Raw genomic sequence first — 13,626 nt, 5'->3', positions numbered from 1 at the left:
ATCAAGGCGCCGTGGCGGAGCACGACCCGCGGATGCCGGGTGACGGGCGCCATCAGATGCCGTGTCCCCGGTGGTGCAGGACGCTGAGCAGGATCCGCGCGGGGATCAGGCCCGTCGCCACCGCGAGCGCGATGGGCGCCCGGGGTTCGCCGTGGCGGGCGGTGAAGGCCCGCCAGGCCCAGCGGCCCGCCTCCCTGCGCTGGCCGAGGGCCGCGTGGTGGAAGGCGAGCTGACCGTAGACCCGCGCCGCGCCGCGCGGATCCACGGCCAGATCAGGGTGCCGGGCGAGCATCCACTGCAGCCCGGCGATCCGGTCGGCCCAGCGGGCCACGTACGAGGAACCGCCCCAGCGCACCCGGACCAGGGGCCGGTCGACGTGCACGATGGGGTGCTGGGCCGCGGCGCGCAGTGCCAGGTCCCAGTCCTCGTTCTGTCCCCCGGGGGCGCTCTCGTCCGCCCAGAGGCCGCCGCGCCGGAACAGGAACGTCGAGGAGTGCACCATCACCATCCGCGAGCGCACCAGGTGGCGGTAGGTGACGCGACTGGTCCCGGCCAGCCGGGCGATGCGCCGCGATCCGTACTCGACCTCGATGGCGCAGCTGGAGAAACGCGCCTCCGGCTCCGCCTCCAGCGCGGCGACCTGGGCCTCGATCTTTCCTGGCAGCCACTGGTCGTCGTCGTCGCAGAAGGCGACCAGGTCGGTGCCGAGCGCGGCGATGCCGGTGTTGCGGGCGCCGGGCAGGCCGGGGGTGAACCGGTTGGCCATCACCCGCACGCCGCGCGAGGACGGCCCGTGCCGGCCGGGTGTCACCGCCCGGCTGGCGAGGAGGTCGGCCACCTGGTCGGCGACCCAGGCGGGATCGCCACCGTCCACGACGACGACGACCTCGACGGGTCCTGGATGGTCCTGGCCGAGCACGGCGAGCGTGGCCGCGCGCAGCTGGTCGGGCCGGTGTCCCCGGGTGGGGATGACGACACCCACCGATGTGTTCACGCGATTCTCCGGTAATAGCCGTATTTGATCATGAGGGGCCAGGTCAGCGCGGTGACCAGGCGCGACTGCCGGGACGACGCGACGTCACGCCAGCTGTCGTCCCTGGTCAGCTCCGTGCGACCGACCGTGAAGCGCACGGGGTTGCCTGAGGCCGTGTGCGCCGTCGAGAGCTCCGCCCACCTGCCCGAGAGGAAGTCGAGACGGCAGGGGAGCCCGATCCTGGCGACCACCCGCCTGAGCGTGTCGGCGGGGGTGTCGAGCAGGTCCTCGTAGCGGACCCGCGTGACCGGGACGCCCCTGCGGGCGAGGAGTTCGAGTCCGAGGTTCTCGCTCAGCCAGTGCAGCGAGGTGCGGGAGGGCGACCAGTGGGTCATCGGGCGCCCGTCCTCGGGACGGGCGACCCTCCTCCGCCAGGAGTGGGCGACCGCTCGGGGGTCGCGGACCATATGGACGACCTGGACGTCGACTCCGGCCGCCGCGAGGCAGAAGGCGAGCGAGGCGTGCTTGCTGGAGTCGATCACGACCGGGCAGTCGGCGACCTCGCCCGCCGCGTCGTACAGGTCACGGTGGATCGCGACGTACTCGTCCAGCTCCGCGGTGCCGGGCGTCGGCCATCGGCCGGTGCCCGTCTGCTCCTCGGCGAGGAGCCTCGCCAGCGTGGGGATGCGCCGGGTGCGGTCCACGCGGGACCTGAGCGCGATCATCCGGTGGGCGAGGCCCTCTGACCAGCCGCCGAACGCGCGCTCGCCGACCTTCTCCCAGAAGGGGCACGATCCGAAGGGCTCGCCGCACCCGCATGCCTCGTCCGCGAGCGCGCTCCTCGCCCAGAGGTGGACGACCTCACCGAGCGGAACGATGCCCGGGATCTCCCCCAGCAGGCGCTCCAGCAGTGTGGTCCCGCTACGGCCGAGGCCGCCCAGGAATACCACCCGAGCAGGTGACGGACTATCAGACACAGGCACGAATCCTTACCCGGCGGATACGGAACGTGTCGAGGCTAGCGCGGAGCGTAACAGAGAGGTCGGAGAACGGACAAAGGATCTACCCAACGGGTGCGACGCCTCCCGTCCCCTGAATCACGTCCACCGAACGGGGAGGTGGCCACGGCGTCGCGACCGACAGGGAGATCGAGCGGGGAAGAACCGCGACCTCGCGACCGAGCAGGGAGATCGGACAGGGAAGGGACCGCGGCCTCGCGACCGGCCAGGGAGATCGGAGAAGGGGAGGACCGCGGCCTCGCGATCCGACGCCGGGCGGACCCACGGCCGGTCCCCTAAAACGACGAACCGCCCGCGGCCCCGCGCCACGGCCCCCTCCCTTCGCGTACGGGAGGGGGCCGTGGCGCGGGCCACGGGCGGCGGGGTGCGCCTACTTGGCGTCGACGATCATCCCGGCGCCGACGGTGTTGTTGGTGGACTCGTCCACCAGGATGAAGCCGCCGGTGAGGCGGTTGCGGGCGTAGTCGTCCACGAACAGCGGCCGGGTGACGCGGAGCGAGACCCGGCCGATCTCGTTGAGGCCGAGCGACTGTGCCGTCTCGTCCCGGTGCAGGGTGTTGACGTCCAGCCGGTAGTGCAGGTCCTTGACCAGGGCACGGGCCGTGCGGGTGGTGTGCTTGATGGTCAGCTTGGCACGCGGGGCGAGCTTGGTGGTGTCGGCCATCCAGCAGATCATCGCCTCCAGCTCCTGGGAGACGTGCGGCTGGTTGTTCGGACGGCAGATCATGTCGCCGCGCGAGATGTCGATGTCGTCCTCCAGTCGCAGGGTGACCGACATCGGGGGGAACGCCTCGTCGAGCGGCCCGTCGAAGGTGTCGATCGACACGATGCGCGTGGCCAGCCCCGAGGGCAGGTGCATGACCTCGTCGCCCGGCTTCAGCACCCCTCCGGCGACCTGGCCCGCGTAGCCGCGGTAGTCGTGGAGTGAGGGGTCGGTGGCCCGCTGCGGGCGGATGACGTACTGCACGGGGAAGCGCACGTCGACCAGGTTGCGGTCGGAGGCGATGTGCACGTGCTCCAGGTGGTGGAGCAGGGAGGACCCGTTGTACCAGGGCGTGTTCTCCGAACGGGACACCACGTTGTCGCCGTGCAGCGCCGAGATCGGGATGAACGTGAGGTCCGGCGCGTTCAGCTTGGAGGCGAACGCGGTGAACTCCTCACGGATCTCCTCGAACCGCTCCTGGGAGTAGTCGACCAGGTCCATCTTGTTGACGGCGAGGACGAGGTGCGGCACCCGCAGCAGGGTGGTGAGGAAGGCGTGCCGCCGCGACTGTTCGAGCACGCCCTTGCGGGCGTCGATCAGGACGATCGCCAGGTCCGCGGTGGACGCGCCGGTGACCATGTTCCGGGTGTACTGGATGTGCCCGGGGGTGTCGGCGATGATGAACTTGCGCCTGGGAGTGGCGAAGTAGCGGTAGGCGACGTCGATCGTGATGCCCTGCTCCCGCTCGGCCCGCAGGCCGTCGGTGAGGAGCGACAGGTCGGTGTACTCGGTGCCGCGGTCGCGGGAGGTACGCTCGACGGCCTCCAGCTGGTCCTCGAAGATCGCCTTGGAGTCGAAGAGCAGCCGCCCGATGAGGGTCGACTTTCCGTCGTCGACACTTCCCGCCGTGGCGAAGCGAAGAATGTCCATTAGCGCTGCTCTCCAGAGGTCGTACGGCGTGCGCGGCCGGACCGCGCGGGAAGGGACTCGCGGTGCGCCGGGTGGACCGGGTGGGCCAGGTCGCACGGGGCGCACGGGGCGTCGAAGATTCGGACTCTCACTAGAAGTAGCCCTCCTTCTTGCGGTCCTCCATGGACGCCTCGGAGGCCCGGTCGTCGGCGCGGGTGGCGCCGCGCTCGGTGATCCGGGTCACCGCGATCTCCTCGATGATCTCCTCGACCGTCGCGGCACCCGACTGGACGGCGCCGGTGCAGGTCACGTCACCGACCGTCCGGTAGCGGACCGTCATCTCCAGGAGCGACTCTTCCTCGTCACGGGTGATGAACTCGCTGTCGGCGAGCAGCATGCCGTCGCGCTCGAACACCTTGCGGGTGTGGGCGAAGTAGATCGACGGAATCTCGATCTCCTCGCGCCGGATGTAGTCCCAGATGTCGAGCTCGGTCCAGTTGGACAGCGGGAACACCCGGATGTGCTCGCCCTTGCGGATCCTCGCGTTGTAGAGGTTCCACAGCTCGGGACGCTGGTTCTTGGGGTCCCACTGGCCGAAGTCGTCGCGGAAGGAGAACACGCGCTCCTTGGCGCGGGCCTTCTCCTCGTCGCGGCGGGCGCCGCCGAACACCGCGTCGTACTCGTTCTCCTCGATCGCGTCCAGCAGCGTCGTGGTCTGGAGCCGGTTGCGCGAGGCCCTGCGACCGGTCTCCTCGACGACGCGTCCGGCGTCGATGGAGTCCTGGACGCTCGCGACGACGAGGCGGGCACCCAGCTCGGCGGCTCGGCGGTCACGGAACTCGATGACCTCGGTGAAGTTGTGCCCGGTGTCGACGTGCATCAGGGGGAAGGGAATCGGCGCGGGCCAGAACGCCTTCTCCGCGATGCGGAGCATGACGATGGAGTCCTTGCCCCCGGAGAAGAGCAGACAGGGACGCTCGAACTCCGCCGCGACCTCACGCATGATGTGAATAGCCTCTGCCTCGAGGACATCGAGCTGCGACGTGGTGTAGTCGCGCTGAAGCATCAGACTCTCCTAGCGGGGATTAGCGGTGCAGATCCCGGATTCCAGCGAGCAACGTTGGCGCCAGTCCCGGTAGGGAAACAAGAATATCCGGCAGTGAGGGGTCGGGCTGGTTGTAGACCAGCGGCGAGCCGTCGATACGGCTCGCGTGGACCCCTGAGGCGAGGGCCACCGCGACGGGCGCGGCGGAGTCCCACTCGTACTGGCCGCCGGCGTGCACGTAGGCCTCGACCTCGCCGGTGAGCACGGCGGAGATCTTGGCGCCCGCCGAACCGATCGGCACCAGGTCGGCGCCGGCGAGACGGGCCAGGTTCTGCACGAACTCCGGCGGGCGGGTCCTGCTGACCGCGATCCTGGGCCTCGCGCCCGCCTCGGGGGCGGGCGGCACGGGGGGTTCGAGGGTGGAGAGCGTACGGCCCTGGGCGGGCAGTGCGACGGCTCCGGCGGTCAGCGTGCCGCGCTCCCAGAGTGCCACGTGGACCGCCCAGTCGGAGCGGCCCTCCTCGGCGAACTCGCGGGTGCCGTCCAGCGGGTCGATGATCCAGACCCGCTCGGCGCGCAGCCTGCGCGAGTCGAGACGCTCCTCGCTGGTCGCCTCCTCGGACAGCACACTGTCACCCGGACGCAACCGGGACAGGGCCTCCATGAGAAACACGTGGGAGGAGGCGTCTCCCTCCTTGCGAAGCTCGGACGGGTCGCCGAAGCCGCGCTCCGCGCGCAGCGCCGCCAGCTTCTCACCGGCCGTCGTCGCCAGTTCGGCGGCGAGCTCGTGATCGTCGCGAACGGTCATCAGTATGCTCCAGCTCCTCGCGCGACAGCCGACCAAGTCTTCCACAGGATCTGCAGGTCCAGCATGAGGGACCAGCTCTCCACGTAACGCAGGTCCAATCGTACGGATTCCTCCCAGGAGAGGTCAGAGCGGCCACTCACCTGCCAGAGGCCGGTCATGCCTGGCTTGACCAGTAATCGACGGCGGACGTCGTCACCGTACCTCGCGACCTCCTCGGGTAGTGGCGGCCGGGGGCCGACCAGCGACATATGCCCCAGAACCACGTTAATCAATTGCGGCAGTTCGTCCAGTGAGTGGCGGCGCAGCCGGGCGCCCAGCGGCGTCACCCTCGGATCATTACGGATCTTGAAGAGCAGGCCGGGACCGTCGCTGGACAGGGCGATCTTCCGGTGCTCGGCGTCGGCGCGCATCGTCCGGAACTTGTAGATCGTGAACTCGGCGCCGTCGCGCCCCACCCTCGTCTGCCGGAAGAACACCGGTCCCGGCCCCGAGGCCCGTACGGCCACCGCCACCCCCGCCAGCAGGGGCAGCAGCGCCGTCAGCAGCAGCCCGGCCCCCACCCGGTCGAACAGGTTCTTGAGCACCTGGCGCAGGCCGGAGATCTCCGGGTGGTCCACGTGCAGCAGCGGCAGTCCCGCCGCCGGGCGGATGGTGATCCGCGGCCCGGCCACCTCCATCAGGGCGGGGGCGACGATCAGGTCCGTGTGGGTCTTCTCCAGCCGCCAGGCCAGCCGCCGCAGCGCCACCCCGTCCATCTCCGGGCAGGCGAGCACGGCCACGGTGTCGGCCGAGACCCGCCCGACCGCGAGCGCGACCTCGGAGAGGTCGCCCAGGACGGGCACGCCCGCCACGTCGCCCATCCCGCCGCGCGAGACGACCGGCACGCTCTCCACATCGTGCATCCCGCCGCGCGGGATGCACGCCGCCACGACCTCCATGCCGTGGTAGCGCTCCCGGCGGAACCTGCGGACCAACTCGGTGATCGCCGCCCGGTGCCCCACCGCCACGACCCGCCGCATGCACCCGCCCCGCGCCCGCCTGCGGTGCAGGGAACGGCGCAGGGCGTACCTGGCGAGAAGGGTGAGCAGTGTCGTCAGTGGGAGCGCCAGCACCACGTAACCCCGGGCCACTTCGATCTTGGTGAGGTAGGCGCAGACGGCGAGGGCGGCGGTGAGCATGAAGCCGCACTGCAGGATCCGCTGGAACTCCTCGGAACCCAGGCCGATGAGCCGGGGCTCGTAGGCGCGGTTCAGCGCGACCACGCAGACCCAGACGACGGGCAGGGCGGCGCTCAGCACGACGTACGGGAAGACGTAGGCGGTAACCTCGCCGAATCGAACGAACAGCGCGAGGGCTCCGGCCAGGGCGGCGCAGACGGTGTCGGTGGCGACGGCCGTCGCGCGGTGCTTCCGCACCCAGCCCGGCGTGCGCCGCCGCGCGACCGGAACGGCCCCTGCCTCCCGCACGGCCCCGGACCCGCCTTCCCGCACGGCCCCGCTTTCCCGCATGGCCCCGGCTTCCCGCGTGTCCGGGACGGCTCCGGCTTCGCGTGTGTGCGGGACGGCTTTCGCCTCACCTTCCCGCACGACCGGCACGGCCTTCCCCTCGGCTTCCCACGTGGCCTGGACGGCTCCCGACCCGCTCTGTTGTGCGGCCTGGAATGCGGTCACGTCGCGCACGCGCTCCCCCTGCGTAACCGTTCACGGACAGACAGTCATGGAATGCTAGCGGTGGCGGGAGAGACCAGAAGGTTGAAGACCGAAACATACATCTCTGTGGATGTCGAGGCCGATGGCCCCATTCCGGGGCCGTATTCAATGATCAGCATGGGTATGGCCGTGGCCGGGCGGATGACCGGAAAGGTCTTCGAGCCGGTGGATCCACAGACCCTCACGCTCTACGCGGAGTTGCGGCCGATCAGCGACAACCACGTGCCCGAGGCGCTCGCCGTGAGCGGGCTCGACCGGGAGGCGCTGATCCGCGAGGGCCGCGACCCGGCCGAGGCGATGCGGGAGGCCGCCGCGTGGATCCGCGAGGTGTGCGGGAACAGCTCGCCGGTGCTGGCGGCCTATCCGCTCTCCTACGACTGGATGTGGATTTACTGGTATTTCATGCGCTTCACCGGCGCCTCGCCGTTCGGGCACTCGCGGTGCATCGACCTCAAGACGCTGTACGCGGCCAAGGCGGGCGTACCGATCGGCTGGGCGACCAAGCGGCAGATGCCCGAGCACCTGCGGTCCCGGCGTCCGCACACCCACAACGCGCTTGACGACGCGATCGAGCAGGCCGAGCTGCTGCAGAATCTGATGGCGTTCGACCTCCGCTGACATCGGTCACGGGGAGCACGGCACGAACACCCCGGCTTCCCGGGCGGGCCGAATGTCCGGACGGGCCGGCTCCCCGGACGGGCCGGCCGTCCGGGTGCTCCGAGCGTCCGAGGGTCCGTCCGTCCACGGGCAGGCGGGCGGGCCGACCTCCTGAGGCCGACCTCCTGAGGCCAACCGGCTGAGCCGGCTATCTGGGCGGGCCGGAGATGTTCAGGTCTCCGGCGTGGAAGGCGTTCTGGGTCGACTCCAGGCCGACCTTGATCAGCGACTCCACCACGTCGGAGGCGCGGTCGACGAGGAAGGCGAGATCCTTGCGTTCGGCGGTGGCGAAGTCGCGCAGGACGTAGGCCGCGGCGTCCATCCGGCCCGGCGGGCGGCCGATGCCGAACCTCACCCGCAGGTACTCCTTGGTCGCGAGCGACTTGGTGATCGACTTCAGCCCGTTGTGGCCGTTGTCGCCGCCGCCCAGCTTCGCCCTCAACGCGCCGTAGGGAATGTCCAGCTCGTCGTGGACCACGACCACCCTGGCCGGGTCGACCTTGTAGAAGTCGGCCAGGGCCTTGACCGGCCCGCCGGAGAGGTTCATGAAGGACAGCGGCTTGGCCAGCACGGCGGGGACACCCGCCAGGCGGCCCTCCAGGACCTCCGCCCGCGACCTGTGCGCCTTGAACCGTCCCCCGGCTCGCGCGGCGAGCTCGTCCAGGACCATGAACCCCGCGTTGTGCCGGTTCCCGGCGTACTCCGGCCCGGGGTTTCCCAGGCCCACGACCAACCAGCGGTCCACGATCGGCATCCCTTCACACGCGTCAGGGCGGCCCGGTCCCGGGCCGCCCTGACAGATCTAGCAGAGAAAACTACTCGGCGCTCTCGCCCTCGGCGGCCGGAGCGGCCTCGGCCGTCTCGGCGGCCTCGCCCTCCGGCTCGGCGACCGGGGTCGCGGCGACGATGAGGACGAGCGCCTCGGGGTCGGCGGCGAGGGTCGTGCCCTTGGGCAGCTTCAGGTCGGCGGCGGTGATCTGGGTGCCGACCTCCAGGCCCTCGACGTCGACCTCGACGCCCCCGGGGATGTGGGTGGCCTCGGTCTCGACGGAGACGGAGACGAGCTGCTGGTCGAGGATGCCGTCGGCGACGTCGCCCACCACGGTGACGGGGATGTCGACGGTGACCTTCTCGCCGCGACGGACGAGGATGAGGTCGACGTGCTCCAGGAAGCCCTTGATCGGGTCGCGCTGGACGCCCTTGGGCAGGGCCAGCTCGGTCACGGCGCCCTCAAGGCGGATCAGCACGTTCGGCGTACGCAGGGCGAGCAGCAGCTCGTGACCCGGCAGGGACAGGTGCTGGGGCTCGGTGCCGTGCCCGTAGAGGACGACGGGGACCTTGTCCTCGCGACGGATCTTGCGGGCGGCGCCCTTGCCGAACTTGTCACGGAGTTCGGTGGTGATGACCACTTCGGACATGGCTGATCTCCTAGGGATCTCGGGAATCGGAAAGGTGCGCTCCCCCTCACCCGCCCTAGCGGAAGGCGTTACGAGCGCACGCAATCCCACAACCCTACCGTGTCAACGGTGACGCCGAACGCGTCGCGGTCCCGAACGCCCTCGGACAGCTCCGGAAGGGGCCTCACCGCGCTCCGGGAACGGGAAGGAGGGCCGTCCCCGGGAACGCGTGCACGACGGTTTCCCGGGGACGGGACGGGGTGTCAGCTGTCGCCCTCGAAGAGGCTCGTCACCGAGCCGTCGCTGAAGACCTCGTTGATGGCGCGGGCGATCAGGGGGGCGATCGACAGCACGGTGAGCTTGTCGAACCTCTTCTCCTCGGGCAGCGGCACCGTGTCGGTGACGATGACCTCGGAGATCCCGGAGTTCTTCAGCCGGTCGACCGCGGGGTCGGAGAACACCGCGTGGGTGGCGGCCACGACCACGTTGGTCGCGCCCTGCTCGTACAGCGCGTCGGCCGCCTTGCAGATCGTCCCCGCGGTGTCGATCATGTCGTCGATCAGCACACAGGTCCGGCCCCTCACCCGGCCGACGACCTCGTTCACCTTCACCTGGTTGGCCACGTCGAGGTCGCGGCGCTTGTGGATGAAGGCGAGCGGGGTGCCCAGCGTGTCGGCCCAGCGCTCCGAGAGCCGCACCCGGCCGGTGTCGGGCGAGACGACCGTGGTGCTGGCGAGGTCGAGCTTGTCCTTGAGGTAGTTGACCAGGACGGGCATCGCGAACAGGTGGTCCACCGGGCCGTCGAAGAAGCCCTGGATCTGGGAGGTGTGCAGGTCGATCGACATCAGCCGGTCGGCACCGGCCGTCTTGAACATGTCGGCCATGAGGCGGGCGGTGATGGGCTCGCGGCCCTTGCCCTTCTTGTCCTGGCGGGCGTAGCCGTAGAACGGCATGATCACGGTGATCCGCTTGGCGGAGGCGCGCTTGAGCGCGTCCACCATGATCAGCTGTTCCATGATCCACTGGTTGATCGGCCAGGTGTGGCTCTGCATGACGAACGCGTCGCAGCCGCGGACCGACTCCTGGTAACGGGCGTAGATCTCCCCGTTGGCGAAGTCGCGCAGCGTTGTCGGCGCCGCGTCGACCCCGAGGTGGCTCGCCACCGCGTCCGCCAGCTCCGGGTGCGCGCGCCCGGAGAAGAACATCAGGTTCTTCTCACCGGTCTTCTTGATGCCGCTCATGCCGTCCCCCTCGCCTGAGAGCCCGCCGATACCCGCGCGACGCCGCCGCGCCCGCCGGACCGCCCATCGGGTCGCTCGCCGGGCCGCTCGCTTCGCTCACTCACGTCTGGCTCCCCTGCTGTTCCCCGGCCTCGGCGGCCCGTAGCGCCGCCTCGGCCGATCTGGTGCCCGCGCGCCTGCGCGCGACCCACCCTTCGATGTTGCGCTGCCGCGCGCGCGCCACCCCGATCGCTCCCGGGGGGACGTCTCCGTCGATGACCGAGCCCGCGGCCGTGTACGCGCCGTCGCCGATCGTGACCGGCGCGACGAGCATGGTGTCGCACCCGACGAAGGCGTTCTCTCCCACCGTCGTGTGGTGCTTGTTGACCCCGTCGTAGTTGACGAAGATCGCCGAAGCGCCGATGTTGGCGCCCGCACCGATCGTGGCGTCGCCCACGTAGCTCAGGTGTGGCACCTTGGCACCCTCACCGACCTGCGCGTTCTTCATCTCAACGTACGTCCCCGCCTTCGCCTTGCGCGCCAGGACCGTACCGGGGCGCAGGTAGGCGTACGGCCCGACCAGGGCCTCGGGGCCGATCACGGCGTCGACGCAGACGGCGTTGCGCACCAGCGCGCCCTCTCCGACGATCGTGTCGGTCAGGGTGCTGGCGGGGCCGATCTCCGCGCCCTCGGCGACCGTCGTGCAGCCGTGCAGCTGGGTCCCGGGGTGGATCACCACGTCCGCCTCGAGGATGACGTCGGCGTCGACCCATGTGGTGGCCGGGTCGATCACGGTCACCCCGGCCCGCATGTGGGCCTCCAGCAGGCGCGCGTTGAGCACCTTGCGGGCGAACGCCAGCTGTACGCGGTCGTTGACGCCCTCCACCTCCACGTAGTCGGCCGCGATGTGCGCGCCGACCCGGTGGCCGTCCTCCCGCAGGATCGCGAGGACGTCGGTGAGGTACTCCTCGCCCTGGGCGTTGGAGGTGGACACCCGCTTGACCGCGTCGGCGAGCAGGAGTCCGTCGAAGGCGTAGACGCCGGAGTTCATCTCCTTGATCGCCCGCTGCGCGGGGTTCGCGTCCTTCTCCTCGACGATCTCCAGGACCGCTCCCGAGGCGTCGCGGACGATCCGGCCGTAGCCGCGTGGATCGGGGACCTCGGCCGTCAGCACGGTGACGGCGTTGCCGTCCTGTCCGTGCCGTTCGAGCAGGGCGGCGAGGGTCTCGGCGCGCAGCAGCGGCGTGTCGCCGTACGTCACCAGGACGGTGCCGTCGATGGTGCCGGTCGCCTCCAGTGCGGTCCTGACGGCGTGGCCGGTGCCCTTCTGCTCGGTCTGGACGACGGTCCGCGCGTCGGGATCGGTCCCGGTCAGGTGCGTCCGGACCCGCTCCCTCTCGTGGCCGATGACGACGACGAGCCGCTCGGGTTCGAGGTCCCTGGCGGCGGCGAGCACGTGGTCGACCAGGGCGCGGCCGCACAGCTCATGGAGGATCTTCGGTGTTCTCGACTTCATCCGGGTGCCCTCGCCTGCGGCGAGGACGATGACGGCTGCCGGGCGCGGCACACTCACGGACGAGGCTCCCTCGGCGTCGCGACTGAGACATGGCGAAGCGTGGTGACGAACGGCTACCCCGGGGGGCGGCGTTCTCACCTGCTCGACACCGTGAGGATACCTTCCCCCTCGGGGAGCCACCCAGCCGACCAGCCGAGCGAATAAAACAGACAAAAGTGGATTGCTCCGGCACCAGGACTCGAACCTGGACAACAAGGACCAAAACCTTGCGGGCTGCCAATTACCCAATGCCGGACCGGTCGGGCGATCGGGACGGAACCCGTACGCCCGGCACCCCTACGATACAGAGCCCGCACCGCCGAACGCGCCCCGTTTCCGCACCCGCTTCCGCGACCCGCCCCCGGGGCCCGTGCGACCGGGCGCGCCCGGTCGCCCACCCCCCGGGCATCCCGGACGCCCCGGGGGGCACGGATCCCCCGGGCGTCACCCCGGCCTCACGGGCGGGCGCGCGCGGGATCCTCGTTTAGCAGGTCAGCCGGGGGTAGAACAAGTGATGGACCCGCTACGGAGTGAATCCCAGAGAGTCATGTTCCTGACATTAGGCGCTTAGGTGTTCCTAACTTACGATTGCGTAGGTTACGGTTGCGTAGCCGGACATGAGTCCTTGCCTTTTCCGAGCCACCGCGAGGTAGCGCATGACCCTCATCGAAGAGCGCCCTGCTCAGGGCCCAAAACCTGACATCGACCCCGAGCGGAAGACCCTGCCCGAGATCATCACCTTCGGAGTGGTGGTCGGCGCCCCGCTGATCGCGCTGGTCGTGGCCATCCCGTTCGCCTGGGGGTGGGGACTCGGCTGGTCCGACGTCATCATCGCGAGCGTCTTCTACGTGGTCACCGGACTGGGCGTCACCGTCGGCCTGCACCGCCACTTCACGCACGGCTCGTTCAAGGCCAAGCGCCCGCTGAAGATCGCGTTGGGCATCGCCGGCAGCCTCTCCATGGAGATGTCGGTGCTCGACTGGGTGGCCACCCACCGCAAGCACCACAAGTTCTCCGACAAGGAGGGCGACCCGCACTCGCCGTGGCGCTTCGGCACGGGGTTCGTGGCCGTGGCCAAGGGCCTGCTCTGGGCACACATGGGCTGGCTCTTCGAGGCCGACAGGGCCAACCGCGAGAAGTACGCGCCCGACCTGGTCAAGGACCCGGACATCATCAAGCTGCACAAGCTCTTCCCCGTCCTGGCGATCACCACGATGGTGATGCCCGCCCTGCTGGGCGGCCTGCTGACCTGGTCGTGGTGGGGCATGGCGACCGGCTTCTTCTGGGGCACGCTGGTCAGGATCGGCCTGCTGCACCACGTGACCTGGTCGATCAACTCCATCTGCCACGTCTTCGGCGAGGAGGCCTTCGAGTCGCGCGACAAGTCGCGCAACGTGTGGTGGCTCGCCATCCCCTCCTTCGGCGAGTCCTGGCACAACCTGCACCACTCCGACCCGACCTGCGCCCGGCACGGCGTGCTGAAGGGGCAGATCGATCTCAGCGCGGGCGTCATCCGCTGGTTCGAGAAGGCCGGATGGGCCTACGACGTGCGCTGGCCGACGCCCGAGCGCCTCGCCGCCAAGCGCATCGCCGCCTGACCCGGGGTTCGGGTCCCGTCCGAGAGCAGGGGA

Annotated in this window: 12 protein-coding genes and 1 tRNA gene; 2 read left to right on the top strand and 11 right to left on the bottom strand. The window is 70.1% G+C overall.

The window, feature by feature from the left end:
* Positions 1–52 precede the first annotated feature (52 nt).
* The 6 genes from ACFY3D_RS20855 to ACFY3D_RS20830 all read right to left on the bottom strand — a co-directional run bounded on the left by ACFY3D_RS20855 (position 53) and on the right by ACFY3D_RS20830 (position 6,965).
* A complete protein-coding gene (locus ACFY3D_RS20855; protein WP_389981497.1) occupies positions 53–994 on the bottom strand; it encodes a glycosyltransferase in 942 nt (313 codons plus the stop codon).
* A complete protein-coding gene (locus tag ACFY3D_RS20850) occupies positions 991–1,923 on the bottom strand; it encodes a sulfotransferase (protein WP_389981495.1) in 933 nt (310 codons plus the stop codon). Before ACFY3D_RS20850 ends, ACFY3D_RS20855 begins: the two co-directional genes overlap by 4 nt.
* A 439-nt stretch (positions 1,924–2,362) precedes the next feature.
* The gene (gene cysN / locus ACFY3D_RS20845) at positions 2,363–3,625 is read right to left on the bottom strand and encodes a sulfate adenylyltransferase subunit CysN (protein ID WP_389981494.1); all 1,263 of its coding nucleotides are present in this window, start codon (positions 3,623–3,625) and stop codon (positions 2,363–2,365) included.
* 130 nt (positions 3,626–3,755) lie between these two features.
* Entirely contained in the window at positions 3,756–4,670 is a 915-nt protein-coding gene (gene cysD, locus ACFY3D_RS20840) for a sulfate adenylyltransferase subunit CysD (protein WP_389981492.1), read from the bottom strand.
* Between the two features lie 19 nt (positions 4,671–4,689).
* Positions 4,690–5,457: a 3'(2'),5'-bisphosphate nucleotidase CysQ gene (locus ACFY3D_RS20835; RefSeq protein WP_362898812.1), complete on the bottom strand. Its 768-nt coding sequence runs from the start codon at positions 5,455–5,457 to the stop codon at positions 4,690–4,692.
* Positions 5,457–6,965, bottom strand: coding sequence for a sugar transferase (locus ACFY3D_RS20830; protein ID WP_389981874.1), 1,509 nt, complete (start codon positions 6,963–6,965; stop codon positions 5,457–5,459). The genes ACFY3D_RS20835 and ACFY3D_RS20830 overlap by 1 nt, the downstream gene beginning before the upstream one ends.
* A 318-nt stretch (positions 6,966–7,283) precedes the next feature.
* Here ACFY3D_RS20830 and ACFY3D_RS20825 point away from each other — a divergent pair, with 318 nt between their 5' ends.
* On the top strand, positions 7,284–7,784 hold the full coding sequence (locus ACFY3D_RS20825) for a 3'-5' exoribonuclease domain-containing protein (protein ID WP_389981490.1): 501 nt from the start codon (positions 7,284–7,286) through the stop codon (positions 7,782–7,784).
* Between the two features lie 187 nt (positions 7,785–7,971).
* Here ACFY3D_RS20825 and pth read toward each other — a convergent pair whose 3' ends face one another.
* The 5 genes from pth to ACFY3D_RS20800 all read right to left on the bottom strand — a co-directional run bounded on the left by pth (position 7,972) and on the right by ACFY3D_RS20800 (position 12,251).
* Positions 7,972–8,577, bottom strand: a complete 606-nt coding sequence (gene pth / locus ACFY3D_RS20820) for an aminoacyl-tRNA hydrolase (RefSeq protein ID WP_389981488.1) — start codon at positions 8,575–8,577, stop codon at positions 7,972–7,974.
* Between the two features lie 61 nt (positions 8,578–8,638).
* Positions 8,639–9,241, bottom strand: coding sequence for a 50S ribosomal protein L25/general stress protein Ctc (locus tag ACFY3D_RS20815; protein ID WP_389981486.1), 603 nt, complete (start codon positions 9,239–9,241; stop codon positions 8,639–8,641).
* Between the two features lie 242 nt (positions 9,242–9,483).
* The gene (locus ACFY3D_RS20810; protein WP_389981484.1) at positions 9,484–10,461 is read right to left on the bottom strand and encodes a ribose-phosphate diphosphokinase; all 978 of its coding nucleotides are present in this window, start codon (positions 10,459–10,461) and stop codon (positions 9,484–9,486) included.
* Positions 10,462–10,561: 100 nt separating this feature from the next.
* On the bottom strand, positions 10,562–12,013 hold the full coding sequence (gene glmU / locus ACFY3D_RS20805; protein ID WP_389981482.1) for a bifunctional UDP-N-acetylglucosamine diphosphorylase/glucosamine-1-phosphate N-acetyltransferase GlmU: 1,452 nt from the start codon (positions 12,011–12,013) through the stop codon (positions 10,562–10,564).
* 166 nt (positions 12,014–12,179) lie between these two features.
* Positions 12,180–12,251 (bottom strand) — tRNA-Gln (locus ACFY3D_RS20800).
* Between the two features lie 400 nt (positions 12,252–12,651).
* Here ACFY3D_RS20800 and ACFY3D_RS20795 point away from each other — a divergent pair.
* The gene (locus ACFY3D_RS20795) at positions 12,652–13,593 is read left to right on the top strand and encodes a fatty acid desaturase (protein WP_362509326.1); all 942 of its coding nucleotides are present in this window, start codon (positions 12,652–12,654) and stop codon (positions 13,591–13,593) included.
* Positions 13,594–13,626 lie beyond the last annotated feature (33 nt).

This window comes from Streptosporangium sp. NPDC000509 (genome assembly GCF_042898365.1).
Taxonomy (GTDB): domain Bacteria; phylum Actinomycetota; class Actinomycetes; order Streptosporangiales; family Streptosporangiaceae; genus Streptosporangium.
This window is presented reverse-complemented; position numbering and strand designations above follow the sequence as displayed.